This window comes from Streptomyces sp. NPDC097107, from assembly GCF_044762405.1.
GTDB classification, from domain to species: domain Bacteria; phylum Actinomycetota; class Actinomycetes; order Streptomycetales; family Streptomycetaceae; genus Streptomyces; species Streptomyces thinghirensis.
The window spans coordinates 523,073-548,103 of the sequence record NZ_JBIWEF010000003.1 but is presented as its reverse complement, the minus strand read 5'-3'; the positions used below and the strand labels follow the sequence as shown (position 1 = coordinate 548,103).

The 25,031-nt window shown below is 72.7% G+C and carries 25 protein-coding genes and 2 pseudogenes; 16 read left to right on the top strand and 11 right to left on the bottom strand.

The genetic code is table 11. The annotated features are described in order from the left end of the window. Window positions 1–120: 120 nt before the first annotated feature. On the top strand, window positions 121–345 hold the full coding sequence (locus ACIQ1J_RS09815) for a hypothetical protein (protein ID WP_403555663.1): 225 nt from the start codon (window positions 121–123) through the stop codon (window positions 343–345). 18 nt (window positions 346–363) lie between these two features. On the opposite strand, the gene ACIQ1J_RS09810 is transcribed toward ACIQ1J_RS09815, so the two are convergent. Continuing rightward, entirely contained in the window at window positions 364–810 is a 447-nt protein-coding gene (locus ACIQ1J_RS09810; protein ID WP_403555661.1) for an Lrp/AsnC family transcriptional regulator, read from the bottom strand. A gap of 76 nt (window positions 811–886) precedes the next feature. On the opposite strand from ACIQ1J_RS09810, the gene ACIQ1J_RS09805 reads away from it, so the two are divergent. Beyond that, the gene (locus ACIQ1J_RS09805) at window positions 887–1,795 is read left to right on the top strand and encodes an SMP-30/gluconolactonase/LRE family protein (protein WP_403555659.1); all 909 of its coding nucleotides are present in this window, start codon (window positions 887–889) and stop codon (window positions 1,793–1,795) included. 96 nt (window positions 1,796–1,891) lie between these two features. On the opposite strand, the gene ACIQ1J_RS09800 is transcribed toward ACIQ1J_RS09805, so the two are convergent. Continuing rightward, window positions 1,892–2,527, bottom strand: coding sequence for a DinB family protein (locus ACIQ1J_RS09800; RefSeq protein ID WP_403555657.1), 636 nt, complete (start codon window positions 2,525–2,527; stop codon window positions 1,892–1,894). Window positions 2,528–2,715: 188 nt separating this feature from the next. Between ACIQ1J_RS09800 and ACIQ1J_RS09795 the strand changes: the two genes are divergently transcribed. Together ACIQ1J_RS09795 and ACIQ1J_RS09790 are read left to right on the top strand one after the other, a co-directional pair. Next, the gene (locus ACIQ1J_RS09795; RefSeq protein ID WP_210958404.1) at window positions 2,716–3,531 is read left to right on the top strand and encodes an SAM-dependent methyltransferase; all 816 of its coding nucleotides are present in this window, start codon (window positions 2,716–2,718) and stop codon (window positions 3,529–3,531) included. Window positions 3,532–3,622: 91 nt separating this feature from the next. Continuing rightward, window positions 3,623–4,456 carry an alpha/beta fold hydrolase gene (locus ACIQ1J_RS09790; protein ID WP_403555655.1) on the top strand — a complete coding sequence of 278 codons (834 nt, stop codon included), beginning with the start codon at window positions 3,623–3,625 and terminating at the stop codon, window positions 4,454–4,456. 93 nt (window positions 4,457–4,549) lie between these two features. On the opposite strand, the gene ACIQ1J_RS09785 is transcribed toward ACIQ1J_RS09790, so the two are convergent. Then, window positions 4,550–4,753, bottom strand: coding sequence for a cold-shock protein (locus ACIQ1J_RS09785; RefSeq protein ID WP_028964611.1), 204 nt, complete (start codon window positions 4,751–4,753; stop codon window positions 4,550–4,552). A gap of 254 nt (window positions 4,754–5,007) precedes the next feature. Between ACIQ1J_RS09785 and ACIQ1J_RS09780 the strand changes: the two genes are divergently transcribed. The 4 genes from ACIQ1J_RS09780 (at window position 5,008) to ACIQ1J_RS09765 (ending at window position 8,444) form a co-directional block, all read left to right on the top strand. Then, window positions 5,008–5,427: a hypothetical protein gene (locus ACIQ1J_RS09780; RefSeq protein ID WP_403555653.1), complete on the top strand. Its 420-nt coding sequence runs from the start codon at window positions 5,008–5,010 to the stop codon at window positions 5,425–5,427. A 56-nt stretch (window positions 5,428–5,483) separates the two neighbouring features. Beyond that, the gene (locus tag ACIQ1J_RS09775; RefSeq protein WP_403555651.1) at window positions 5,484–5,744 is read left to right on the top strand and encodes a hypothetical protein; all 261 of its coding nucleotides are present in this window, start codon (window positions 5,484–5,486) and stop codon (window positions 5,742–5,744) included. A gap of 124 nt (window positions 5,745–5,868) precedes the next feature. After that, complete coding sequence (locus tag ACIQ1J_RS09770; RefSeq protein ID WP_403555649.1) at window positions 5,869–6,633, top strand: L,D-transpeptidase family protein; 765 nt, start codon at window positions 5,869–5,871, stop codon at window positions 6,631–6,633. Window positions 6,634–7,358: 725 nt separating this feature from the next. Then, entirely contained in the window at window positions 7,359–8,444 is a 1,086-nt protein-coding gene (locus tag ACIQ1J_RS09765; protein WP_403555647.1) for a GNAT family N-acetyltransferase, read from the top strand. A gap of 83 nt (window positions 8,445–8,527) precedes the next feature. Here the strand turns inward: ACIQ1J_RS09765 and ACIQ1J_RS09760 are convergent, their stop codons facing one another. Then, window positions 8,528–9,952, bottom strand: coding sequence for a Gfo/Idh/MocA family protein (locus ACIQ1J_RS09760; protein ID WP_403555645.1), 1,425 nt, complete (start codon window positions 9,950–9,952; stop codon window positions 8,528–8,530). A gap of 160 nt (window positions 9,953–10,112) precedes the next feature. Continuing rightward, a pseudogene (locus ACIQ1J_RS09755) lies at window positions 10,113–10,766 on the bottom strand (GntR family transcriptional regulator); the annotation flags it as partial. Between ACIQ1J_RS09755 and ACIQ1J_RS09750 the strand changes: the two are divergent. After that, window positions 10,765–11,098, top strand: a pseudogene (locus tag ACIQ1J_RS09750) (hydrolase); the annotation flags it as partial. The pseudogenes ACIQ1J_RS09755 and ACIQ1J_RS09750 overlap by 2 nt on opposite strands. 16 nt (window positions 11,099–11,114) lie before the next feature. Here the strand turns inward: ACIQ1J_RS09750 and ACIQ1J_RS09745 are convergent. The 3 genes from ACIQ1J_RS09745 to ACIQ1J_RS09735 form a co-directional block, all read right to left on the bottom strand. Next, window positions 11,115–11,336 carry a hypothetical protein gene (locus ACIQ1J_RS09745; protein WP_403555643.1) on the bottom strand — a complete coding sequence of 74 codons (222 nt, stop codon included), beginning with the start codon at window positions 11,334–11,336 and terminating at the stop codon, window positions 11,115–11,117. 256 nt (window positions 11,337–11,592) lie between these two features. Beyond that, window positions 11,593–11,910, bottom strand: coding sequence for a hypothetical protein (locus ACIQ1J_RS09740; RefSeq protein ID WP_403555641.1), 318 nt, complete (start codon window positions 11,908–11,910; stop codon window positions 11,593–11,595). A 1-nt stretch (window position 11,911) separates the two neighbouring features. After that, entirely contained in the window at window positions 11,912–12,049 is a 138-nt protein-coding gene (locus ACIQ1J_RS09735; RefSeq protein WP_403555640.1) for a hypothetical protein, read from the bottom strand. 287 nt (window positions 12,050–12,336) lie between these two features. Between ACIQ1J_RS09735 and ACIQ1J_RS09730 the strand changes: the two genes are divergently transcribed. Beyond that, the gene (locus ACIQ1J_RS09730; protein ID WP_403555638.1) at window positions 12,337–13,494 is read left to right on the top strand and encodes a M23 family metallopeptidase; all 1,158 of its coding nucleotides are present in this window, start codon (window positions 12,337–12,339) and stop codon (window positions 13,492–13,494) included. A gap of 143 nt (window positions 13,495–13,637) precedes the next feature. Then, a complete protein-coding gene (locus ACIQ1J_RS09725; protein WP_403555636.1) occupies window positions 13,638–15,176 on the top strand; it encodes a CHAD domain-containing protein in 1,539 nt (512 codons plus the stop codon). 60 nt (window positions 15,177–15,236) lie between these two features. Here ACIQ1J_RS09725 and ppk2 read toward each other — a convergent pair whose 3' ends face one another. From ppk2 to ACIQ1J_RS09710, 3 genes are all read right to left on the bottom strand, one after another. Beyond that, window positions 15,237–16,217: a polyphosphate kinase 2 gene (gene ppk2 / locus ACIQ1J_RS09720; protein WP_403555634.1), complete on the bottom strand. Its 981-nt coding sequence runs from the start codon at window positions 16,215–16,217 to the stop codon at window positions 15,237–15,239. Between the two features lie 20 nt (window positions 16,218–16,237). After that, the gene (locus tag ACIQ1J_RS09715; RefSeq protein ID WP_210958389.1) at window positions 16,238–16,627 is read right to left on the bottom strand and encodes a hypothetical protein; all 390 of its coding nucleotides are present in this window, start codon (window positions 16,625–16,627) and stop codon (window positions 16,238–16,240) included. 129 nt (window positions 16,628–16,756) lie between these two features. Next, on the bottom strand, window positions 16,757–17,815 hold the full coding sequence (locus ACIQ1J_RS09710; RefSeq protein WP_403555632.1) for an aldo/keto reductase: 1,059 nt from the start codon (window positions 17,813–17,815) through the stop codon (window positions 16,757–16,759). 144 nt (window positions 17,816–17,959) lie between these two features. On the opposite strand from ACIQ1J_RS09710, the gene ACIQ1J_RS09705 reads away from it, so the two are divergent. The 5 genes from ACIQ1J_RS09705 (at window position 17,960) to ACIQ1J_RS09685 (ending at window position 24,938) form a co-directional block, all read left to right on the top strand. Continuing rightward, window positions 17,960–18,574 (top strand): TetR/AcrR family transcriptional regulator, encoded by a 615-nt coding sequence (locus tag ACIQ1J_RS09705; RefSeq protein ID WP_403555630.1) that lies wholly within the window; start codon window positions 17,960–17,962, stop codon window positions 18,572–18,574. Window positions 18,575–18,813: 239 nt separating this feature from the next. Beyond that, window positions 18,814–19,341, top strand: coding sequence for a hypothetical protein (locus tag ACIQ1J_RS09700; protein WP_210958386.1), 528 nt, complete (start codon window positions 18,814–18,816; stop codon window positions 19,339–19,341). 454 nt (window positions 19,342–19,795) lie between these two features. Further along, window positions 19,796–21,931, top strand: a complete 2,136-nt coding sequence (locus ACIQ1J_RS09695; RefSeq protein ID WP_403555627.1) for a hypothetical protein — start codon at window positions 19,796–19,798, stop codon at window positions 21,929–21,931. A 74-nt stretch (window positions 21,932–22,005) separates the two neighbouring features. Beyond that, complete coding sequence (pelF, locus tag ACIQ1J_RS09690) at window positions 22,006–23,532, top strand: GT4 family glycosyltransferase PelF (protein WP_403555625.1); 1,527 nt, start codon at window positions 22,006–22,008, stop codon at window positions 23,530–23,532. Next, complete coding sequence (locus ACIQ1J_RS09685; protein ID WP_403555623.1) at window positions 23,529–24,938, top strand: hypothetical protein; 1,410 nt, start codon at window positions 23,529–23,531, stop codon at window positions 24,936–24,938. Before pelF ends, ACIQ1J_RS09685 begins: the two co-directional genes overlap by 4 nt. The last annotated feature ends 93 nt before the right edge of the window (window positions 24,939–25,031 follow it).

Genomic DNA, 25,031 nt, shown 5'->3' with positions numbered 1-25,031 from the left:
CGGTCGCGCGAGCTGCTGGAGAGGAGCGTCGGTGTGACGTTCCCCCGTCGTTCACCGACAGGGACGCGTTGCTGATCGGCCCCGCCCGGCGCGCTCCGACCGAAGCGGAGGCGGCACTGGGTGAGCCGGCCGCGAGGCTCCCCTTCGCGCTCGGCCGACCGCGAGTCCCGGCTCCCCGGAGCCGCGGAAGCGCGCGGCCGGTCCCGGCTGGCCGGTCGCGCGCCGCAGGGCGACGTCGTCCGTCCGGACGGGTACCTGGGCGCCCGTTTCCCCCTCGCCGACGCCGGATCGGCCCTGTCCGGCCGGCTCGGGGCCGCTTTCCGCGTCGTCGGCGCCGCCCCGTGAGCGGGCGCGTACGGTTCTCTAACCGGCGTCCAACGGCCGTTCGAAGAACGTCTCCAGGACCACCGTCGCCCGGGTCCCGCTGACCCCGTCGATCGCGTAGAGGCGGCGCAGCACGTCCTGGAGCCGTTCGGTGGTGGCCGTGCGTACCTTGACCAGGACGGCCGCGCTGCCGGCGATGACGTGCGCCTCCTGGATCTCCGGCACGGCGGCGAAGTCCTCGGCCCGGTCCCCCATCCACGCCGTGGAGTCGACCAGTACGAAGGCGAGGACGCCTCGGTCGAGCGTCTCGGGGTCGACGTCGACCGTAGTGGCCCTGATGACGCCCTGTTCGCGCAGTTTGCGGACGCGTTCGTGGGCGGCGCCCGCCGACAGGCCGACCTCCTTGCCCAGAGCGGCGTACGGCCGGGTGGCGTTCTGCTGGAGCAGCGCGATCAGCCGACGGTCAATCTCATCTACCGACTTCATATATGAACAGTATCTGATTCGGTGATCTGCATGTTACGTTGAATTCGATCCTGATCACTCTCGCTGAGAGGACGCCATGTCCACCGACGGCCCGTACGAGATCCTGGACGACCGCTTCCGCACCGGACGCTGCGCGAACGGTGACAACAGGCTGGAGGTCCTGCACGACGGCTGCCGCTGGGCCGAGGGCCCGCTGTATCTCCCCGCCTGGCGCCAGCTGGTCTGGAGCGACATTCCCAACGACCGCATCCTGCGCTGGGACGAGGCCACCGGCACGGTCGGCGTCTTCCGGACTCCGGCCGGCCACAGCAACGGGAACACGCTCGACCGGCAGGGCCGCCTGGTCACCTGCGAACAGGGCAACCGCCGCGTCACCCGCACCGAACCCGACGGGACCGTGACCGTCCTCGCCGACCGCTACGACGGCAAGCTGCTCAACAGTCCGAACGACTCCGTCGTACGCTCCGACGGCACGGTCTGGTTCTCCGACCCGGACTTCGGCATCACCAGCGACTACGAGGGCCACCGCGCCGAGTCCGAGATCGGCGCGTGCAACGTGTACCGGATCGATCCGGCGTCGGGGGACGTGCTGCTCGCCGCCGACGGATTCGAGGGGCCCAACGGCGTCATCCTGTCCCCGGACGAGAAGCGGCTGTTCGTCTCCGACTCGCGGGCCGCCCGGATCCACGCGTTCGACATCCGCGAGGACGGCGCGCTGTCCGACGGGAAGGTCTTCGCCGAGGGCCGCGGGGACGTGCGCTTCGACAACATCCGCTTCGACGACGAGGGCCGCCTGTGGGCCGCCGCGCTGGACGACGGTGTCCACTGCTACGACCCCGACGGCACCCTCATCGGCCGGCTGCGCGTGCCCGAGGCCGTCTCCAACATCGCCTTCGGCGGCCCCAAGAACAACCGCCTGTTCATCACGGCCACCACGTCCCTGTACTCACTGGTGATGTCCGTGACGGGCGCGCCGCGCCTCTAGAGCCAGGGGGTGTCGTTCGGATCAGGCCGGCTCCGGGCAACGGCGCCGTGCGACTGACCCGAGCGGGGTCTGGTGCGTGCAGCCGCACGACACCCCCTAGGTCCCGGCCGGGCCGGACGGCGCTTTGGCACGGTACAGGTCGCGCAGCAGGCCGATCACGGCGCCGTGGTGCAGTACCTCCTGGTTGACCCACCAGACGATGTCGAGGAAGGGCTCTTCGGCGTCGCTGCCATGCGGGTACGTGCACCGGCCGACGGTGTCGAGCGCGGGGTCGTCGATGTTCAGCAGCGCGTTCCGCCAGGCCTTCGCGCCCGTGCCGAAGGCCGCGACCGCCTCCGCCGCGCTTGTACTGACGGGATGGTCGTCGCGGGTGAGCCTGTGGGTGCCCACCGTGTGATCGGCCCGCAGGAAGAGCATCTCGCTGAGGTGACTCAGCCGCCATGCGGGGGTCGTGAAGGGCGGCGGTGAGGGATGCGGGTGGGGCGCGGCGTCTCTGCCCCAGTCACCGGCGCCGGCCAGGGAGGTCGCGTGCCGTCCCGGACCGTCCGCCCGCCGCCGGACCGACCAGCAGTCCGGCACCGGCTCCCAGAAGTACTCCTCGTCCCTCATGGGTCCCACCCCGGTCCGCGAACCGTCCCCGCTGTCCATGACCGGCCCGGTCATACGGGCGGTGAGGCGCTCGCACGCCCAGTCGAACTGTTCCAGCAGCGGAACCAGACGAGTCGGTGACATCGGGCACTCCTGACACGAGCGGGACGAGCCCCCGGGGGCGACGGTTTGCCGACCGGCCACCCTGGCACAACCGCCGGCGTTCCGCGCCCCGTTTTCCGCCGGGCTGCGAACCGGTGCACAGGAGAAGGCCGTTGCGACGTAGGTTGTGGTCAAGCACCCACGCCTCGGCTGAAAGACGGACCGTATCCATGAGCGACCCTGTGACGACACCCGGCCACGCAGCGCACCAGAAGATCGACACCTCGGTGCCGCACTCGGCCCGGATCTGGAACTACTGGCTGGGCGGAAAGGACAACTACCCGGTCGACGAGGAGGCCGGCGACGCGTACACCGCCGTCTTCCCCGGCATCGTCACCATCGCCCGCAGCAGTCGCGCCTTCCTGCGCCGCAACATCACGTACCTGGTCGCCGAGGCGGGTGTCCGGCAGTTCCTCGACATCGGGACCGGCCTGCCGACCGCCGACAACACCCATGAGGTCGCCCAGCGCATCGCCCCCGAGGCCCGGATCGTCTACGTCGACAACGATCCGATGGTGCTCGCCCACGCCCGCGCGCTGCTGTACTCCACGCCCGAGGGCGCGACCGCCTACATCGACTCCGACGTGCTCGACCCCGACAGCGTTCTGCGGGACGCCGCCAGGACGCTGGACTTCGACCGGCCCATCGCCCTCATCCTCAGCAACATCCTGGGACACGTGGCGGAGTACGACCAGGCGCGTTCCATCGTCACCCGGCTGATGGACGCGCTGCCGACCGGCAGCTACCTCTCCGTCAACGACGGCTCGCGGGGCATCGATCCGGAATTCGACCGTGCCCAGGACGCCTACAACGAGAGCGGCGCCGCTCCGTACATCCTGCGCACCGTCGATCAGATCACGGCGTTCTTCGACGGCCTGGAGCTCGTGGAGCCCGGGGTCGTCCCGGTCACCCGCTGGCGTCCGGAAGCCGGCTCCGCGGCCCCGGAGCTCATCGGCGAACACGGCGGCCTCGCCCGCAAGCCCTGACACCCGTCCGCGATCGCCCCTGAAAGGTTCAGGGCCGGTGCGCCGCTGCGCACCGGCCCTCGACCGACGCTACCGAGAGGAGCGGGTACCCATGGCCGAATGGCCGTTGCCCGAGACGTTCGCCAGCGGTTCCGGGGCCGTCCGCTGGAACCGGCTGGGCGGAGCGGACCGGCCACCGCTGGTCCTGCTGCACGGCACGCCGTTCTCGTCGTACGTCTGGCGTGCGGTGGCCCGTTCGCTGGCGCGCGACCATCAGGTGTTCGTCTGGGACATGCCCGGTTACGGGATGTCGGAGAAGTCCGCGGGCCAGGACGTGTCCCTCGCGGCCCAGGGCCGGGTCTTCACCGAGTTGCTGGGCCACTGGGGCCTCGAGGACCCCCTCGTCGTCGCCCACGACTTCGGCGGCGCCGTCGCTCTGCGGGCCCACCTGCTGCACGGCGTCGGCTACCGGGCCCTCGCCCTGGTCGATCCGGTCGCGCTGGCGCCCTGGGGATCGCCGTTCTTCCGGCTGGTCCGCGACCACGCGGACGTCTTCGAGGCGCTGCCGCCGGCGCTCCATCGGGCTCTCGTCCGTGAGTACGTCGGTTCCACCGGCGGCCCGGGGCTGCATCCCACGGTGCTGGACCGGCTCGTCGAGCCCTGGCTCGGCGAGTCGGGCCAGCCTGCCTTCTACCGGCAGATCGCCCAGGCCGACCAGCGCTACACCGACGAGATCCAGGACCGTTACTCCGGGATCGACGTTCCGACGCTGATCTGCTGGGGCGAGGACGACGCGTGGATTCCCGTCGCGAAGGGACGCGAACTCGCCGCTGCCGTCCCCGGCGCCCGATGGGAGCCGATCGCCCACGCGGGCCATCTCGTCCAGGAGGACGCGCCCTCCGAGCTGACGGCCGCCCTGCTCGCCTTCCTGCGGCACCCTCGCTGAGGGCGGCGGGGCGAGGGGCGTCGCGACAGACACGGGCACGGTGCCGGGAACGATCGGTTCCCGGCACCGTGCCCGTGCTCGGCGCTACCCCGGTCAGGCGGGGGTGATGTTCTCCGCCTGCGGGCCCTTCTGGCCCTGGGTGATGTCGAAGGTGACGGCCTGGCCTTCCTGCAGCTCGCGGTAGCCGGAGGCGTTGATGTTGGAGTAGTGCGCGAAGACGTCGGGACCGCCGCCGTCCTGCGCGATGAAGCCGAAGCCCTTTTCAGAGTTGAACCACTTGACGGTTCCGCTGGCCATGCCTTTGCCTTTCAGCCGATATCGGATCCGCACCGTGCGAACCCGGAGGTGGTCGTCCTGGTCCTCCGGCATTGCACAGCAAACCGCCCGCACTCCGGCGCGGGCGGTCTGGGCGAACCACGACATCTGCTGCTGACGCTACACGGCATGTCCGAGCCCCACCAGTGAGTAAGGGGTGTGAGCGGCAACGATGTTGCGAACCGGGGCCGTGACGGCGTGCCGGAACGACGTCACATCCCGGTCATCAGCCGCGCATGGTGCAGGAGTCGTTCCTCGACCCGTTCCGCGGTGGCGGCGCCGGAGAGGACGTCGGTGCCGCAGCCGTCCTCCAGGGCCACCAGGCCGCGGGCGACGAAGCCGCAGGGGGCGGCGGGACGGAACTCGCCGCTGTCCGCGCCCTCGTCGCGGACACGCTGATACAGGTCCGTCTGCTGGGCGACGAAGGTCCGCTGCCGTGCGCCGGCCGCCTCGCTGCGGAAGGTGACGGGGAGCAGCTCGTACAGGAGGCGGCTGGTCGTCTCGGCCTCGCCCGGGAAGGGGGGACGGAGGCGATGCAGGCCGCGAGCCGGGCCCAGGCGGTGGGGGCGGCTTCCACGGCTTCCCGCCGGCGCAGGACGTACGTCCCGGTGCCCTGCTCGATCACGGCGACCGGCAGGTCGTTGATGTCCGGGTAGGAGTACAGGACCGACGCCGGGGTCGGACCGGCCTGGGCACACTCGTCAACATCTGCGTGATCCCCGTCTGGGTCCGCCTTCGCCGGGCCGGCACCCCGCGGCCCGTCCTCACCCACGTCGTCCTGCCGGTCCTCGGCGCCGCCGCCGACCTGTACCTGCTGACCAGGCTGGACCACACGGCCGTCCTGCTCGGCAGCGCGTGGCTCGTCCTCATCATCGCGTGCCTGGGCGTGCTCACCCGCGACTTCCGGCGGGAGCCTCCCGGGCTGCGCCTGGAGGCCAGGGAGCAGGCAGCCTCGACGGCCGCCCCTCAGTGATCCGTGGGAGCGGCCGCCTCGTCACTTCCCTGCGCCAAACGGGGGAGACGGCGAGGCGGCCGCACAACCCGGTTCCGTAAGTGGTCTAGCAATGAGTAGTCCACACACGGAGTCGGAGATCGATATGACCGTCAGGAAAGCGCTGGCCCTGCTGATCGGCGCTGTCATGTGCACCGGCGCGCTGGGGACCGGTTGCGCACAGCAGCAGCCGGGCGCCTCCTCTCCGGACGCGCAGACGCCCGGCAGATCCGCCTCGCAGCCGGCGTCCCCGCAGCCCGCTCCCCCGCGCTCCTTCCCGCGCCCTCTGCCCGGGCTCGGACCGGCGATGCGGGCCCGGGTCCCCGACGCCTCCCGGCAGGCCCTGGTGGTCACGGGCGCCACGGAGAGTTCGTACGAGGCGCAGACGGTGCTCTACGAGCTGTACCCCGCACAGGGCTGGCGCGCCGTGGCCGGTCCCTGGCCCGCCCACAACGGTCTGCGCGGCTGGACCGACGACCACGAGGCGGGCGACCTGCACACACCTATCGGCGTCTTCCGGCTCAGTGACGCCGGGGGCCGGCTGCCCGACCCGGGGACCCGGCTCCCCTACGACCAGGACCCGGAGTTCGCCGTGTCGGGCACCGGGCATCTCGGCGAGCCGCTGGAGGGTTCCTTCGACTACGTGATCGCCATCGACTACAACCGGGTGCCCGGCACCACCCCGCTGGACAAGACGCGCCCGCTGGGCGAGGACGAGGGCGGCGGCGTCTGGATCCACGTGGACCACGACGGGCCGACCAACGCCTGCGTGTCCCTGAGCGAGGAGCACATGCGCGCGTTGCTCAACGCCCTGGATCCGGACAAGGAGCCGGTCGTCGTCATGGGCCCGGAGTCGGTCCTGGCGCGGTAGCGCCACCCCGGCGGGCGTCCACGCCCCGTAGACGCCCGGTGCGTAGCGGCAACGGAGCACTGCGTCCCCCGCGCCGGGCCAGGCGTACCGGTTCGTGTCACGCGGTCTTGACTGAGCGCTTCGCGCTCGGCCTACTGGAGACACAACTGGGCGAATTCGGGGGACTGGTCCAGTGTCGGCCCGTATGTGAGCCCCCGGCCGGGACGCAGGTCAGGAGTGCGACAGTGCGGCGTCGACGGGCAGCGGCGGCAGTTCTGCTGGCATGGGCGCTGCTGCATCTCGCCGCCCCCCGGCCACCGGGTCCCGCGGAGCCGGGCCCGGACCGGGACACCGCGGGGATATCGGCAGCGGCGACCGTGACGGTGACGGCCGAGGAGGCCGGGGAGCCGGGCCCGCGCGAAGAGGACACCGTGCTCCGCCATGTCGCCGTCCGGTCGCCGAGGACCGCGGAAGCGGTCGGGGCCGACGACGGCGCCGCCACCTGCGCCCCGGCGCCGGCCTGCGCCCCGTGGCCGGTCGGCACGGACCTCCGCCCGACGGGACCTGCGGGCGGGCCGCGAGCGGGCGGGGGTGCCCGAGGCGCACCCGAGTTGCAGACGTTTCGCTGCTGAGCAACGGCAGTACCGACAAGGCCTGCGCCGCGCGGCCTGAGTACTGCCCGCCGGAACGCGGTGTCCAGCAGGCCTTCGTGTGTCCGGAGTTCCGATGACGCAGGAGGCAGGCGAATGTCCGATAAGCGCATAGACGTGGTCGGGCCGGAGGAGCTCGGCGCGGACGACCGGAAGATCTGGCGGGAGATCAGGGCCGCCTCCACCGCCCCGGCGAATCCGTTCCTGGACCCGGCGTTCACCGCGGCGGTCGGGCTGGTCAGGCCGCGGGCCGCGGTCGCGGTGCTGCGGGAGGACGGGTCACCGGTCGGGTACTTTCCGCACGAGCGGGGCTTCGCCGGTCGCGGGCGGGCCATCGGGCTCGGAGTCTCGGACAGTCAGGGCGCCGTCCTGCGCGACGGCATCCGTCTCGACGCCCGGGCGTTGCTGCGGGCCTGTGCCCTCTCGTCCTGGGAGTTCGACAATCTTGAGGCCGGACAGGACCTCTTCCTGCCCCACGCGACCGAGGAACTGGCTTCCCCCGTCGTCGACCTCGGCGACGGCTTCGAGCGGTACGCCGAGAGCCTGCGCCGGAACTCACCGGGTTTCCTCAAACAGACCCTCGCCAAGGAGCGGAAACTCGCCCGTCAGGTCGGCGAGGTGCGCTTCGTGTACGACGACCCGGACCCCGGGGCGTTGCGGGCGCTCATGCGGTGGAAGTCCGCCCAGTACCGGCGGACGGGCCGACGGGACCGGTTCGCGCAGGCGTGGATCACCCGGCTGGTGGAGCTGCTCGCCCGGAGCGACGATCCCGAGTGCCGAGGGGTGCTGTCCGTGCTCTACGCAGCCGGCCGGCCGGTGGCCGCACACTTCGGGCTGCGTTCGCCCACGGTCCTGTCCTGGTGGTTCCCGGCGTACGACCGCGCCTGCGGCAAGTACTCCCCCGGGCTCCTGCTGTTGTCGCGGATGCTGGAGGCGGCTGCCGCCGACGGGATCGAGCTGGTCGACCTGGGCAGCGGGCCGGCGCGCTACAAGGAGTCGTTCAAGACGCGTGACCTGAGAGTGCACACCGGCGCCGTGGTACGCCCGGGGCCGGGCGGCGCCCCCTACCGGCTGGGCCGGGAGCCGGTGCGGGCCGCCCGCCGGTTCGTGCACGACCGGCCGGTGCTGGCCCGCACCGCGTCCCGGACGCTGGAGGGGCTGGGGCGGCTCCGGGAGCGTTGACACCGCGTCGGCCGGCGCACACCGGGACGTCCCGCCACGGCCGCTCAGGGGCCGTGGCGGGACCGGTGCCGTCCGTCTCCCGCTCAGCCGACGGGCGGCATGTCGGTGGGCGTCGAGTCGAGTCCGGGCCTGCGCTCACGCCAGGCGCCCCGGGTGAAGTCGGGAATCTCGACGGGGCGGCCGCCCCTGGCCAGCGACGTGACGCTCAGGGGGACGGGCGCGCACCAGGCGGCCGAGTCGTAGACGTCGATGTCCGGCACCAGCCCCGCCCGCATCAGCTGGACGGTGCGCCACTGCAGGACGTAGTCCATGCCGCCGTGGCCGCCGTTGTTGGCGGCGTCGTCGCCGACCTTCTGCCACAGCCAGTGGTCGTACTCCTTGCGGTAGCCCTCGAAGTCGCGCCAGGAGTGGCCGCTGTGGTCCGGCTCGACGTAGATCCGGGCACCGGTCGGGGAGGGTCCCGCGTAGTCCTCGACGATGCCGCGGCTGCCGGCCAGGGTGTTGATCCGGCTGTACGGCCGGGGCGAACTCACGTCGTGCTCCGCCCGGATCGTCCTGCCCTTCTCCGTTTCGATCATGCAGGTGACCAGGTCACCGTTGATGTAGGTCTCTTTCCAGGAGGGGTGGTCCCGCGGCACGAAGCGCGCGCGGTAGTCGGCCAGCCCCTTGGGGGCGGTCGCGGTGGCGCGCAGCGTGGCCATGCGGTCGCCGCGGTTGATGTCCATGGCCGCCGCGATCGGGGCCAGCCCGTGCATGGGGTAGAAGGAGGCGGTGCTGCGGGTGTGCCACAGCCGCCGCCAGGAGTCGGTGTAGTAGGTGTCGGAGAAGAGAAGTTCGCGCAGGTCGTGCAGGTAGCCGCCGTGGCCGTTGGTGATGTCCCCGAACAGGCCGTCGTGCGCTCCCTTGAGCATGGCCAGCTCGTTGCGGCCGTAGCTGCAGTTCTCGGACAGGAGCAGGTGCCTGCGGGTGCGCTCGGAGGTGTCGACGAGGTCCCACAGCTGACGCAGCTCGGTCGCGATGGGGAGTTCGACCAGGGCGTGCTTGCCGCTGAGCAGTGCCGCCCTGCCGTGTTCGTAGTGGAACTCCCACGGTGTGGCGATGTACACCAGGTCGATGTCGTCCCGCCGGAGCATCCGGGCGTAGGAGTCGGCGGAGCCGCCGTACTCGGCGGGGCGTGGCCTGCCCTTGCCCTCCAGGCGGTCCGCCGCGCGTTTCGCACGGTCGGCGCGGATGTCGCAGACCGCGGTCACGGTGCAGCCGGGGACGGCCGCCCAGCCGGTGATCATGCCGCCGCCCCGGTTGCCGAGGCCGATGACGCCGACGCGGACGGTTCTGCGGGCGCCGAAGGGCACCCCGATCATCGACTTCTGGCCGGGCCTGCGACGGGGCGCCGGGGCGGCCGCCGCCGACGCGGACGGGGCCGCCCCGGTCATCCCGGCCGCGACCGCACCGGTGGCGACGGCCGAGCCCAGAAGCAGTCGGCGTGAGACAGCGGGCGTTTCGGACATGACGGCAGCACTCCTCGTGGGCGGTCGGCATCACGGGCGGGGCACGGTCGGGCGTCGTCGAGCACGGTGAAGCGCGGTGGAGCTCGGCCGGGCCCGGTCGGGCTCGGTCCGGCTGCAGAGCGCTTTCGGGGCAAGACTCTGCGGGCTCAGCCGTTGCATGTCAATACGTGCTCGATACATAGCCGTTCCGAGCATCTCCGCGCACCGAAGGGCGGCACATCCCGTCCTGCACCACTCCGCGTGTAGAGAGCGTGACGGGGTCTCCGTTCGTGAAGTCGCCCGGCGGGATGCCCGGGTGATGCCCTTCGCGCGAAGGCGGCGCCTGGCCCCGGGGGCCCAGGGTGAGCCGGGAGACGATGCGGTAGCGGTCGCCGCGGTAGAGGGAGTGCACGTACTCGACCGGCCGGCCGCGTGTGTCGGTGGTCAGTCGCTCGAAGAGCAGCGCCGGGGACAGCTCCGGTACGTCGAGCAGGTCGGCCTCCGCGCGTGTCACCACCGTGGGTTCGATCGACTGCACGGCCTCGCTGACCCGGACGGCGTGCCGCTCGTTCAGGTGCTCGTACAGGTCGCCCTGCTCCAGTTCGTCACTGGTCAGGTCCGAGACGAGGTCGGCCGGGACGTGCAGGTACTCGATGGCCATGGGTGAGGTGTCGACCAGTCGCAACCGGGCCACGTAGTGGACCTGCGCCGCCGGTGACATGCGCAGCTTGCGGCCCACCCTGGCACCGGCGGGCAGGGTACGGACCTCCAGCAGCCTGCTGGTCCAGGCGCCCGCGGCCGGCGGCAGACTGAAGGCCCGCCGGCCGGAGACCAACCAGCACTCGGAGCAGCGCATCAGCTACGCGGGCTGGCACGACCTCGTCGTCACGATCGACGACAGCGCCATCACGTACTACGTGGACGGGCGGCACTTCGGCACGCATGACGCGCGGTACCTGCCCGAGCGGCCGATGTCGATCAACTTCAACCAGTGGCTGATCGACCTGAACGGGCAGACGTCGACGGCCCCGCGCGCCTACGACCAGCAGGTCGACTACGTCCTGCACGTCAAGGACCAGGTGGCTCACCCCGGCGCAGGCCGCCGCGAAGGTCGCCGGATACCGCACCGCCGGTACGGACTTCGTGGACGAGGTTCCCGCGTCCTGACCCCTGGCGGGGACGGTCAGAACAGCCGCTCCTGGGCGGGTGAGGGCCGTCCCCGCCGGGTCCGGCGGGGGGTGCTCGGCGCGGGCGCCGTGTCACCGAACAGGGGTGCCGTGCCGTACTCGTCCGGCTCGGCCGGGACGGTGCCGGGCCCGGTGCCCACGTTGAGGACCAGTGGGGCGTCCAGGTCGAAATCGCCCGGTGTCATCGCCATCCACTCACGGTCCTGCCGCTCACCCACGCACCGACACCTCTCTCGCGCCGCCCGCCGCGACCACGCGACGCTACCAGCCCCGCGGCAGCCCGGTGATCACGGCTCCTGTCCCGCTCGCTTCCATCGTTCCCGGGCGTGCGGCGACCGACGCGTCGTGCGGCCCCGCGTACGGGGGAGAACGCGGGGCCGCACGAGCAAGCTATCGGAGTGGGCCGCCGCCTGCCAGACCCGGCCGCTCCGGGACGGTGCGGGCGACCCCGGTCCGCTTGGCACCCGCCGCGGCTCAGCCCGGACGGTTCGCCGCCAGCAGCTCCGCGATCTGTTCGTGCAGCCGTCGCGGCACCCGGACCGCCCACCGGCCGGCTGCCTCGGCGCTCAGCTCCCGGCTCCACTGCCAGCTGTTGCGGGCGGCCGTGCGCACCTCTCCCGCCCGGGCGGCGGCGGTGGCGGCGGTGTACCGGTCGACGTCGGCGGCGGGCACGTCCTGTTCCAGTGCCCGGCTGGGAGTCAGCCAGTGCGCGGTGCTGTCCCGCAGGGGCCGGCAGAGCCGCAGCTGCTGCGGCGCGACGACGCCGTGCAGCAGCGCGTGGGCGCGGGCCACTTCACCGCGGGCCAGCCACGTGGGCCGGCATCAGGGTCCAGTTGGCCAGTTCGTCGGTGAGCTGCTGCGTGGTGGCGGCGGGCTCGGGCGGACGGAACGCGGCCAGGCGCCGGGCAGGGCAGCGGGAGTGGACGGACATGGGTGACTGTCTCCTGAGTGGGCGCGTGGGAACGCTTGATCGACCCGGCGTCTGCGGGGCGGGTGGCTGTGGACCGTGCGGTCGGTTCAGGAGACGCCCATGGCGGGGATTCTACGCCCCGACCGGTGGGGACGTGGTCCGGGCGGCGGGGCCGCGGCCGCTCTGCCCGTCGGGCCGCCACCGCTCTGCCCGTTCGGACATCTCCCGCTGCCTCGGGGCCTCCTGACGCCTGCGGAACGGGGCGTTACCTTCGGCTTCGTGAGCATCAGGTCCCGGCGAGCGCCCCGGTGAACGACGAGCGGCTGACCGTGGCGGAGACGGCCGCGGACGCGGGCGAGCGACAGCCGGAACACCCAGCACGACCCGAGCAGCCCGAGCAGCCGGGTCAACCGGAACAGGCCGGAAAACGGAAGCGCCGCGGTCCGGGGCCCTTCACGCTGCTGCTGTTACCAGGTCTGGTGACCGTCACCGGCGTGGCCGCCCTTCTCGCGCTGACCGGCGGTCTGCCGTCCCCGTGGCCCGAGGACTCCGGCACGAACCCGGCCACGACGGTCGACATCGACCCCTCCTACGTCCCGTGGCTGCGCAAGGCCGCCTCGGCCTGCACGATCCTCGAACCGTCCGTGCTCGCCGCGCAGATCGACCAGCTCTCCGGCTGGAGCGACGACACGGACGCGCTCTCCGGCCAGAAGGGCATCGCCGCCTTCACCGACACCGAGTGGCGGATCTGGGGCAGGGACGACGACGGCAATGGCCACTCCTCGCCCCGCGACCCGGCGGACGCCATCATGGCGCTCGGCCGGCAGGACTGCTCACTGGCCGAGAAGGTGACCGGGCTTCGCACCGAGGGCCGGGTCAACGGGGACCTCGTGGACCTGACCCTCGCCGCGTACTCGTCGGGAACGGACGCCGTGACGAAGGCGGGGCGGGTACCTCCGACGGCCAACACCTACCTCGCCGAGGTCGAGGCCCTGCTCCCGCGTTACGAGGCACTCGACCGGGCCGAGTCCGGCGGCGGCACGGGTGGGGCGGCCGGCGCGCTGCCGGCCGCTCCGGTGAGACCGCTCACCATCACCTCGCCCTACGGGTCGCGGGAGCACCCGCTGACCGGGGTGACCAAGCTGCACACCGGTGTGGACTTCGCCGCGCCCCAGGGCGCGCAGGTCGTCGCCGCACGGCGCGGCCGCGTGGTGTTCGCCGCGTCGACCAGCGCGTACGGCAACCGCGTGGTGATCGACCACGGGACCATCGAGGGCAGACGCCTGGAGACCACCTACAGTCACCTGTCGTCCCTGGAGGCCGCCGCGGGACAGGCCGTGGAGGCCGGCGCCACGATCGGACGGGTCGGCTCCACCGGCCTGTCCACCGGGCCCCACCTGCACTTCGAGGTCGTCCTCGACGGGTACTACACCGATCCGCGGCCCTGGCTCGGCGCCGGCGGGTAGGGGTGTCGTTCGACCGGGCTCGTTTCCGGTCGAACGCGGGGCGCCCGGCGCGGGGTGAGGCCCGAGCCGGCTTTCGCAGCGTGCCGGCGAACAAGACCAGCACCTCGGCGTTTGATCCGCCGTATCGCGTCGAAGGACACAGTATGACCCAGTCGAAGCGCGAGACAGAGCGAAAGTACGAGCCCTCCTCCCCCGGCGCCGACGGGCTGCCGGACCTCACCGGCGTCGGTCCCGTCGCCTCCGTCACCGAAACCGGAACCGAGGAGCTGGACGCGGTGTACCACGACACCGTGGATCTGCGGCTGGCCGGCACGTCGGCCACCTTGCGCCGCCGGACGGGCGGCTCGGACGCCGGGTGGCATCTGAAGCTCCCGCTCACCGGGGACAGCCGGGAGGAGGTGCGGGCCGCGCTGTCGGACGACGTACCGGCGGCGCTGCGCGAGCTCGTCCTGTCCCGTACGCGGGGCGCGGAGCTGCGTCCCGTCATGCGCATCAGGTCCGCCCGCTCGGTTCGGCACCTCCGTGATGCCGAGGGCACGGTGCTCGCCGAGCTCAGCCTCGACGAGGTGCGTGCCGACTCGCTGTCGGGCGGCGGTGGCCGTACCGAGTGGAGCGAGCTGGAGGTCGAGCTCGCCGACGGGGCCCCCACCGGGCTGCTGGACACCGTGGAGCGCAAGCTGCGCAAGAAGGGGATCGCGCGGTCGGACAGCCCTTCCAAACTCGCCCGGGCGTTGCGGGACACCGGTGCCTCGGCGGAGGTGAAGCCGTCGCGCCGGGCCCCGGACAAGGTGGTGCCGGGTTCGCCGGGCGCGTACGTGGCGGCGTACCTGCGCGAACAGGCCGGCACCTTGGTGGCGCTGGATCCGGCGGTCCGCCGGGACCTGCCCGACGGGGTGCACAAGATGCGTGTCACGTGCCGGCGCCTGCGCGGCTGCCTGCGCTCGTACCGGTCGGTTCTCGACCGGCGGGTCACCGATCCCCTGCGCGCCGAGCTCAAGTGGCTGGCGGGTGAACTGGGAGTCGAGCGGGACCAGGAGGTGCTGCGCGCACGGCTGAGCGGTGCGGTCGCCGAGCTGCCGGACGACCTGGTGCTCGGCCCGGTCGCCGCACGGCTGCGGGTGTGGGACGTGTCCCGCGGCGACGAGAGCCGGACACGCACGCGGGAGGCCCTGGCCTCGGCCCGCTATCTGCGGCTCCTGGACGCGCTGGACGGGCTGGTCCGGCGGCCGCCGCTGCGCGCCAAGGCGGCGGGCAAACCCGCCCCGGTCATGGCCAAGGCTGTCCTCAAGGAGTACGACCGTCTCGCCGGGCGCATGGACCACGCGCTGGAGCAGCCGCCCGGGCAGGCCCGGGACGCGGCACTGCACCAGGCGCGCAAGGCGGCCAAGAAGGTCCGCTACGCGGCCGAGGTGGCGCGTCCGGCACTCGGCAAGCCCGTCGGCCGCCTCGGCAAGCGCGCCAAGGCGGTGCAGAAGCTGCTCGGCGAGCACCAGGACGCCGTGGTCGCCCAGGACACGCTGCGGGAACTGGCGGTGGCGGCCCACGGCGCGGGCGAGACGGCGTTCACGTGGGGCCTGCTCCACGGTCAGGAACGGGCGGGGGCCCGCGCACGGCAGGAGGAACTCCCGTCGGTGTGGCGGGCGGCGTCGGACCCCGCGCTCCGGACGGCCCTGAACCACTGAGCCGCACGCGCGGCCCGCGCCGGTGGGCGCCACCCGGATCTCCCGGGTGGACGGCCGGGGTCACTCCGCCCGGCCCGGGTGGGTCCCCGGCCCGTCGCCGTGTCCGGCCAGCGGTGTCGGCGAGAGGTCGGCGGGTTCCTCACCGGCTTCGAGCAGGGTGTCGGCGGCACCCACGATCAGCGGGTCGGGACTGCCCACGGCCTCGTCGTCCTTCGCCGGATAGTCACAGCGGTCCAGCAGGCTGCGCATGGCCTCCAGCCGGCCCCGGCGCTTGTCGTTGTTCTTGACCACCGTCCAGGGTGCGTGGGGCGTGTCGGTGGCCCGGAACATGTCGATCTTGGCCGCGGTGTAGTCGTCCCAGCGGTCCAGTGACGACAGGTCCGTCGGCGAGAGTTTCCAGCGGCGGACCGGGTCGACCTGGCGGATCGCGAAACGCGTCCGCTGCTCGGCCCGGGAGACGGAGAACCAGAACTTCACCAGCAGGATGCCGTCGTCGGTGAGCAGTTGTTCGAACAGCGGCGCCTGCTGGAGGAACTGCCGGTACTGGGGCTCGGTGCAGAAGCCCATCACGCGCTCGACGCCGGCCCGGTTGTACCAGGAGCGGTCGAAGAAGACGATCTCGCCGCGGGCGGGCAGGTGGGCCACGTAGCGCTGGAAGTACCACTGCCCCGCCTCCCTCTCGGTCGGCTTGTCCAGTGCGACCACACGGGCGCCGCGGGGGTTCAGGCGCTCGGTGAAGCGCTGGATGGTGCCGCCCTTGCCGGCCGCGTCGCGGCCCTCGCAGAGGACGACGATGCGCTGACCGGCCTCCTTGGCCCAGCGCTGCATCTTGAGCAGCTCGATCTGCAGGACCCGCTTCTGCCGCTCGTAGTCGGACCTGCGTACCCTGCGGTCGTACGGATGGTTCTCCCGCCAGGTGTCGATGGGGCTGCCCTGCGCGTTGAGCAGGATCGGCTTCTCCGGCTTGCGCTCGTCGATCCGCAGGCCTTCGAGGAGATCCTCCTCGGGTGCGTCGGTACCGGCGCCGTCCGCCTTCGCCATCTCCGCCTCCCCTTCCGCGCTCACGCCGCGTGCGCCCGGTCCCGCAGGGAGCGCACGGCGCGCACGGGCCCGGCCGATGTCCGGGCGGCCGTGACCCGGTAGGTGGTCCTGGCCGGGTCGGTCAGCGGCTCGCCCAGGGTGATCCGGCCGGCGGCGTGCAGCTTGTCGCACTCGTCGGTGGGCAGCGCCACGTAGCAGCCGCCCCTGCCCGTGGCCGAGTCCAGCGGCCGCCAGTAGCTGTACCTGCGCCCTCCGCCCTTGCGCACGGTGACGAACACAGGGGTACGCGCATCGGCGACTATCCGCAGGATGTCGGCCCCGGCGGGGCCGAGCGGTGCGCACGGACGGGGCCCGCGGCGGCCGGTCGTGCGGGCGTCGGCGGTCTGCGCGTGGACGACGGTAAGCGGCATCGGCTGTGGCCTTTCGGGACAGGGGACTCGAGACCGCCTACCCGCTCCGGCCGGGGTTGATCTCGCTTGCCCGCATTCTTGTGCACGGCACTGACAATGCCCTTTCCCACGCCGCCGGAACAGGGCAGGTCAGCCCTGGGGTACGCCCGCACGCCGCAAGGGGTGGGGGTTCAGACGGGCGAAGCCCTCCTGACGTTCGTAGGGGAAGTAGGGGTAGGGAGCCGTCGTGGCGCTCGCGGCGTCGAGCCTGGCCACCTGGTCCCCGGTCAGCTCCCATCCGACGGCGCCGAGGTTCTGCCGCAGCTGCTCCTCGTTGCGGGCGCCGATGATGACCGAGGAGACGGTCGGGCGCCGCAGCAGCCAGTTGATCGCGATCTGGGGAACGGTCCGGCCCGTCTCCTGGGCGACGGCGTCCAGCGCGTCGACCACCCGGAACAGCTGCTCGTCCGCCACGGGCGGGCCGTAGTCGGCCGTGGCGTGCAGTCGGCTGTCGGCCGGGAGCGGCCGGCCGCGGCGGATCCGGCCGGTGAGGCGCCCCCACCCCAGTGGGCTCCACACGACGGCTCCGACACCCTGGTCGAGGGCCAGCGGCATGAGCTCCCACTCGTAGTCCCGGCCGACGAGGGAGTAGTAGACCTGGTGCGCCGCGTAGCGCTGGCGCCCGTGGGCGTCCGCGTCGGCCAGCGACTTCATCAGCTGCCATCCGCTGAAGTTGGAAACGCCGGTGTAGCGGAGCTTTCCGGCCCGTACCAGGTCGTCGAGCGTGGAGAGCACCTCCTGCACGGGGGTTCCGGCGTCGAAGGCGTGCAGCTGGAAGAGGTCGATGTAGTCCGTGCCCAGCCGGCGCAGGGCCTGGTCGACCGCCGTGATCAGACGCACCCGCGAGGTGCCGGCGTCCGCCGGCCCGTCGCCCATCGGCAGCCCCGCCTTGGTGGAGATGATCACCTGGTCGCGCCTCCCCTTCAAGGCGGCGCCGAGCACCTCTTCCGACGCGCCGCCGGAGTAGACGTCGGCGGTGTCGAACATGGTCACCCCCGCCTCCAGGCAGATGTCGACCAGCCGGCGCGCCTCCGCCTCGTCCGTGCTGCCCCAGGCTCCGAAGAGTTCGCCCCGGCCGCCGAAGGTGCCCGCGCCGAAGCTCAGTGCCGGGACCATCAGCCCGGACGCGCCCAGTCTCCTGAATTCCACAACCGCATCCCTTCGTCCGGCCGTCCGTTGCGTCGTGGTGGTGCACGGCGCACAGGACCCGCCACCCATTAACGGGACATGCGTTCCGTTAAGATGTCCACACGCTAACAGAAATCCAGCTACTAACGGAACCGGAGTACCGTTATGACTTCCGAAGGCGTGGGACCCGGCACCGTCCGCCCGGGCGGACGCACCGCCCGCGTACGGTCCGCCGTACTCCGGGCCGCCGGCGACGCCCTGGCCGAGCACGGCCTGGCCGGCCTCGACCTCGCGGACGTGGCCCGCCGCGCCGAGGTCGGGAAGACCACGGTCTACCGGCGCTGGGGGACCCCCGCCAACCTGGTCGCCGACCTGCTCACGGACATGGCCGAGCAGTCGCTCCCGCGGACCGAGACCGGCACGCTCCTCGGCGACCTGCGCGCCAACGCCCGGCTCGTGCGGCGCACACTGGCGGACCCGCGCCAAGGCGCGCTCTTCAGGGCGATGATCGCCGCCGCCACCTGCGACGAGCAGGCGGCCACCGCCCTCCACCGGTTCTACGACGTCCGCGTCACGGAGTGGGAGCCCTGCGCGCGCCAGGCCGTCGAACGCGGCGAGCTGCCCGAGGGCACCGACACGCGCGAGGTGATCCGCGCCGTCTCCGCCCCCCTCTACTACCGCCTGCTGACCACCGACGAGCCGCTGGACGAGGCGACGGCGGACCGCGCCGCGGAAGCCGCGGCCGCGGCGGCGCGGGCGGGAGTCTTCCGGTCCCCATGACAGGCGGGCACCCGGAATCCGCCATTGCCACCGGCACGTACGACCGGTGGGCCCGCGTCGGCGCGTCGGAGGCCCGCCCGGCCGGCCCCTCGCGCTGTCGTGCGCAAACGCCCTCCATCGCCGGTTGTGACGGGTCCGTCACGGGCCCTTCACCGAACGCACACTTCCGGCCGAGTCCCACTCCCCGTGTTCCTGACGGTGCAGACGGTGCGGCGGGGCCATGCCTAATGTCCCGGGCCATGCGATCCACACGAACAAGACGCTTCGGTCTCGCCACGATCATCGCCCTCGCCCTCGCCCTGTTCGGCCTGGCGCCCTCCGCGAGCGCCGCCGACCCCGCCCCGGCCGAGCTGACGTTCGCCACCGACGCGGCGACCACTCAGCCGGGCGGCGCGGTGAACCTGTCGATGACGATCAAGAACAACAAGACGTACGACATCTGGTTCGTCTACCAGACGATCGACCCGACCTGGCTGACCACCCAGCGACCCGACCTCAAGTACAGCTTCACCGGATGCAGTCTGGCGTCGGAGGCCGGCGCCGTCCCGTGCACCGGGACCGGCCCGGCCAACCTCGGCACCAACTACGGCGCCACCATCCCGCCCGGCCAGAGCCGCACCGTCACCCTGACCCTCCAGGTCGCCGCCGACTCCGGCTGCAACGGCAACATCGGCTTCTACTCGTACTTCTACGCGGAGTTCAGCGACAGCGAGAGCGTCAACGGCGGCCCGGTCTACACTCCGGAGACCCGCGTCCTGTGCGCCTGACCGCACGTCTTCGCGCGCACTGAGCGCCGACGGCGGCCGGCCGCGACGGACCGGCCGCCGTCGGCGCGAGCAACATCACGGCTGACCTGATCTCGCTCCACGCCCGGTCAGCGCGCTGGTCGAGACCACTGACACCAACGCTCCCCGGAGGCCGGGATTCCGCACCTGCCACTTTTCGGCTCGCAGCAGTACACGGGCCTGCCGGGGTGGTCCGACGCGCGGAGTCCGGCATGCGCCGACCACTGGCGACCGTGCCCGTTCCGGGTAAATGGACACATACGCTTTTCCGTCAAGTTTCGCAGCAGGCACACAAAAGCTCCACACGCGCCTCACTATGTGACGCGACGGAAACGTCGACGACCGGCGTCTCAGGGGGGCGACGGCGTGGTCACGGGGTGGGCGTGCTCCCGTAGGAGCGTGCCCCGCCCCTGCCCGGGGGAGGGAATCACACCGCATGAAGCGGACCATTCGCACAACGGCGCTCGCAGTGGGCGCGCTGATCGCGTCGCTCGGCCTACCGGCCGGCCCGGTCCACGCCGACGCTCCGGCCCCGCGCATCGACCTGCGCGTGCTGGTCGTCAGCGACGGAGGACCGGCCACCGACGCCATCGCCGCCGAACTGGAGACCGCGGGCACGCCGTATACGGAGGTGGACCTCCAGGACGCCGGCCGGCCCGTGATCGACGCCGGCTTCCTGGCGGACACCGTGGACGGACGACCGCGGGCCAGGTTCCAGTCCGTCGTCCTGCCCAACGACAACCCCTTCCCGGCGAACTCCGCCGAGATGGCGGCCCTCGCCTCCTACGAGCAGACGTACGCGATCCCGCAGGTCGACGCCTACACCTACGCGCGCCCCGAGGTCGGGCTCCAGTACGCCGTCGGCACCGGGTACGCCGGCAGCGTCGACGGCGTCCGCGCGGAGGTGACGCCGGCCGGGCTGGCCGGCCCCTTCGGGTACCTGGAGGGCGCCGTCCCCTTCGAGGACAACTCCCCCACCGTGGGCGAGTCCTACGCCTACCTCTCGACACCCGCACCGGGCGCCGACTTCGTGCCGTACGTCCAGGCTGCGATACCCGGGCGGGCGACGAAGGGCTCCCTGGTGGGCGAGTACCGGCACGACGGGCGGCGCGAACTCGTCGTCACGTTCGTCTACAACCAGCACCAGCAGCAGTTCCGGCTGCTCGCCCGGGGCATCGTGGAGTGGATGACCGACGGCGTCCACCTCGGCGCCGACCGCAACTACTTCGCCGTGCACGTCGACGACGTCTTCGCGGCCGACGACCGCTGGGACACCGAACTCAACTGCACGCCCGGCGACGTGGACTGCCCGCCGGGCGAGGGCACGCCGAACCCCATCCGCATGGTCCCGGCCGACGTCGCCCACGCCACCGCCTGGCAGGAAAGCCGCGACTTCACGCTCGACCTGGCCTACAACGGCTCCGGCAGCGTCGACCACCGCCAGGACAACGGCGGTGCCGACCCGCTCGCGGACAAGCTGATCGCCGACCGGGACCGGTTCCGCTGGATCAACCACACCTACACGCACGCCTTCCTCGGCTGCCGGCAAGACGTCAGCGTCGTCCCGTGGAAGTGCGCCACCAACCCCGACGGCAGCACCCAGTGGATGAGCCGGAACGAGATCGTTGACGAGATCGCCACCAACCGAGTCTGGGGCGAGCTGGCCGGACTCCCGCTGGAAGAAGACGAGTTGGTGACCGGCGAGCACTCGGGGCTGAGGGTGACCCCGCAGCAGCCCGAGGACAACCCGAACCTGGGACCGGCCCTCGCGGACAACGGCATCGCCTGGCTCGCCTCGGACAACTCCCGCGACCCCGTCCAGCGGCAGGTCGGCAGCGCCACGACCGTCTCCCGCTATCCGATGAACGTCTTCTACAACGCCGGGCGGGCGGCCGAGCAGGTCGACGAGTACAACTGGATCTACACCAGCCGCGCCCAGGGCGGCAGCGGCATCTGCGAGGACAATCCCGCCACCTCCACCTGCCTGGCCGCCCCGCTGGACACCGCCACGGGCTACGCCGGCCACATCGTGCCGCTGGAGACGCGCATCGCGCTCGGCCACGTCCTGTCCAACGACCCCAAGCCGCACTTCATCCACCAGTCGAACCTCGCCGAGGACCGCATCGCCTACCCCGTTCTCGACGGCGTACTGGAGGGCTACGACGCCCTGTTCGCCGACAGCGCCCCCGTGGTGAACCTCCGTATGGAGGACGTCGGCGTCGAGATGCGGCGCCGCGCCGCCTGGCGGGACGCGGTCGACGCCGGGCAGGTCACCGGCCACCGCATCGGCGACACCGTGACCGTCCAGGCACCGGACGGCGTGGCCGTGACGGCGACGATGCCCGCGGGCACCCTGCACGGGGGCACGGGCTTCGGGGACGCCTACGCCGGCGCGCTGTCCGGCTGGACCCCGACGGCCGGCGGGCCGCTCTCCCTCACCCTGCCGTCGTCCGCCGCCGCGCCCTCCGCCGTCGCCGGATCCGGCGACACGGCAGCCGCGTCACCCACCGCGCCCCGCACCCGCGTACCGGCCGGCGTGACCGAGCCGGTGCCGTACGGCGCGGAGCGCTGAGCGCCGCACGCACCGCCACCGCAGGTCCGGTCAGCCCGCACGATCAGCCCACACCTCGGCCGTGGAGCACATCCATGCACGTTTCCCACGGCGCGCGACGCTCCGGCGCGGCGCGCGTCACCCTGCTCACCGAAGGCACCTACCCGCACAGCCACGGCGGCGTGAGCGTCTGGTGCGACCAACTCGTCACCGGCATGCCCGACCTCGACTTCGACGTCATCGCCGTCACCGGCACCGGGCGCGAACCGCTCGCCTGGGACATCCCCGGGCACGTCTCCCGGGTCGTCTCCGTCCCCATGTGGGGGCCCGCGCCGCAAGGGCGTCCGCCTCGCGGGCGGCAGCGCGACCGGCTCGCCGACGCCTACGAGCGGTTCGTGACCGCGTTGCTCGACCCGCGCGCCGAGGACGGGTTCGGCCCCGCCCTGTACCGGCTCGCGCGGGCCGCCGCGGACGGCCGGCTCAGTCCGTTCCTGCGCGGGGACCGGGCGATCGCCATCCTGACCGCGGTCTGGAACCGGCCGGGACTGGCCGTGCGCGAGGCCCGGCCCACCCTGCACGACGCGGTGACCGCGACCGCGCTGCTGGAACACGCCCTGCGTCCGCTGGCCGCTCCGTGCCCGGAGGACGGCGTGGCGCACGCGGTCAGCGGCGGTGTCGCGGTCCTGCCCGGCCTGGCCGGACTGGACCGGCACGGCGTGCCGTTGCTGCTGACCGAACACGGCGTCTACCTGCGGGAGCGCTACCTCGGCTACCGCACCGCCCCCTACCGGTGGCCGGTGAAGGCACTCCTTTTGGGCTTCTTCCGGCTGCTGGCCGAGGAGACCTACCGCCGGGCCGCACTGATCACCCCGGGCAACCGCTACAACCGGCTGTGGGAGGAGCAGGGCGGTGCGGCCCCGGAATCCATACGCACGGTCTACAACGGCGTGGACCCGGCAGCGTTCCCGCCCGCCGGTCCCGAGCCCGCGGACCCCGTACTCAGCTGGGCCGGACGGGTCGATCCGATCAAGGACCTGGAGACCCTGATCCGCGCCTTCGCCCTCGTCCGGGCCGAACTGCCCGCCGCCCGGCTGCGGTTGTTCGGCGGCACACCGCGCGGCGGCGAGGCCTACCGGGAGCGCTGCGAGGCGCTGGCGGCGGAACTCGGGCACGGTGACGCGGTCACCTTCGAGGGCCGGGTCGAGGACATCAAGGACGCGTACGCCGCCGGGAACGTCGTGATGCTCTCCAGCATCAGCGAGGGGTTCCCCTTCACCCTGATCGAGGCCATGTCGTGCGGCCGGGCGACCGTCTCCACGGACGTGGGAGGCGTACGCGAGGCCGTCGGCGACTCCGGTCTCGTGGTGCCGCCGCGTGATCCGGCCGCCATGGCCGCCGCGGCACTGGAGCTGCTGGGCGACGCCACGCGCCGCCGGGCGATGGGCGAGGCGGCCCGGCTCAGGGTGATCGAGCAGTTCACACTCCGGCAGACCATCGACACCTTCCGGTCCATATACCTGGAGCTTCCCGAATTCGGCGGTACGACCGCACGCGCCACGGCCACGGAAGTGGCCACCTTCGCGACGGCGGGCGCCACGCCGGTGAGGAGTGCGACCGGATGAGCGGGCCCATGGCCCTGGAACCCGGCGGCGCGGAGCAGGACACGCTGGCGCTGCGCCTCGCCGACGACCGCACACTCACCCTGCGCGCGCCCGACCGGCACACGCTCGCCCTGGTGCGCCCCGGGCACGGCGCCCGGCACGACGCGGTCGACGCGCTGGCCGCCGAACTGGCCCACCGCATCGCGCCCGCAGTCCACCCCTACGAGGTGGCCGCACTGCTGGAGTCCGAGGGGCTGACCGGCGAGGTGATCCGGGAACGGTACGGGCACCGTGACCTGTTCTCCCTCGCCACGGCGCTGTACGAGCGCATACCGCGAACCTTCCCGGACCCTCCGCGCCCCGCCGACCCCTGGCGGCCGGACCACGTGCGGTGCGCGCTGCGGGGCGCGCTGTTCGCGCTTCCCGGTCTCGCCTACGCGCTCGCGGGCCGCCTGTTGACCGAGGACGGCGCGGTGCGGGCCCTGGTGGTGGCGGGGCTCCTCTCCTGGGCCTGGAACCAGGCACTGGGCCACCGGGCCTATCTCCGGCTGGCGACCGGGCGGTGGGAGGCGGGACGCACTCTCCTCAAGGGGGCACCGGTGAGCGCCCTCGCGGCGACCGCGGCCGGAGTGTCGGTCGCCGGGTCCGGCGCTGCGGCGTTGGCGGTGACGGCGCAGTCCGGATACCTCGCGGCGGCCGGTGTGCTGCTCGTTCTGGGCCGGGAGCGGCTGCTGCTGGCGGCCCTCACGCCGGTGATCGCCGGCGCGGCGGCGCTGCCGTGGTGGGAGCCCGGGGCCGTTCTGCGGGCGGGGCTGCCGCTGCTGTCGCTCATGGGCGCGGCCGCCGCTGCCGGCTGGGCGCTGCGTGGCGCCCTCGCGACCGCGCCCGTAGCGGACGCCGCCCGTCCGCACCCCCTGCGCTCGCTGCCGTACGGCCTGTTCGGACTGGCCGCCGGGACGCTGGTGTTCCTGGCGGGCCGCGATCACCCGTGGGCGGTGATCGTGCTGACCCTGAGCATGGGTCCGGCGGAGTGGCTGCTGTACCGCTACCGCGGGCTGTCGGTGGCGGCGTTGCGGGCCACCGGCACCCCGGCGGGATTCCGGCTGCGCTCGGCCGCCGTGCTCGCGGGCTGCCTGCTGGTGTACCTCGGTCCGCTGGTGCCCGCGGCCCTGCTCGTCGATGCCGACCCCGTCACGCTGCTGCTGCTCGCGGCGGCCCTGTGGACGTCCCTGCTGCTCCAGGCGTTCGGCGTGGCCTGGCCCGCGGCCGCCCTGTGTCTCGCGGCGGCCGCCGGCGCCGGCTCGGTCGCCCTGGCCGGGCTGCCACCGGGCCCGGCGATCGCCCTGCCGCTGTGCTGCGGCGCCGCCGCGCTCTGTCTCACGGTGTGCGTGCTGCGGCTGCTGGGCCGGCCGGCGGCCCATGCCTGACGCCGCGGCCGGACGGCCGTACCCACCGCCGGCCCGCACGGGCCGCTCCCCGCGCATCGCGACCCACCGATCCGTCGACCCGCCGATCCGTAG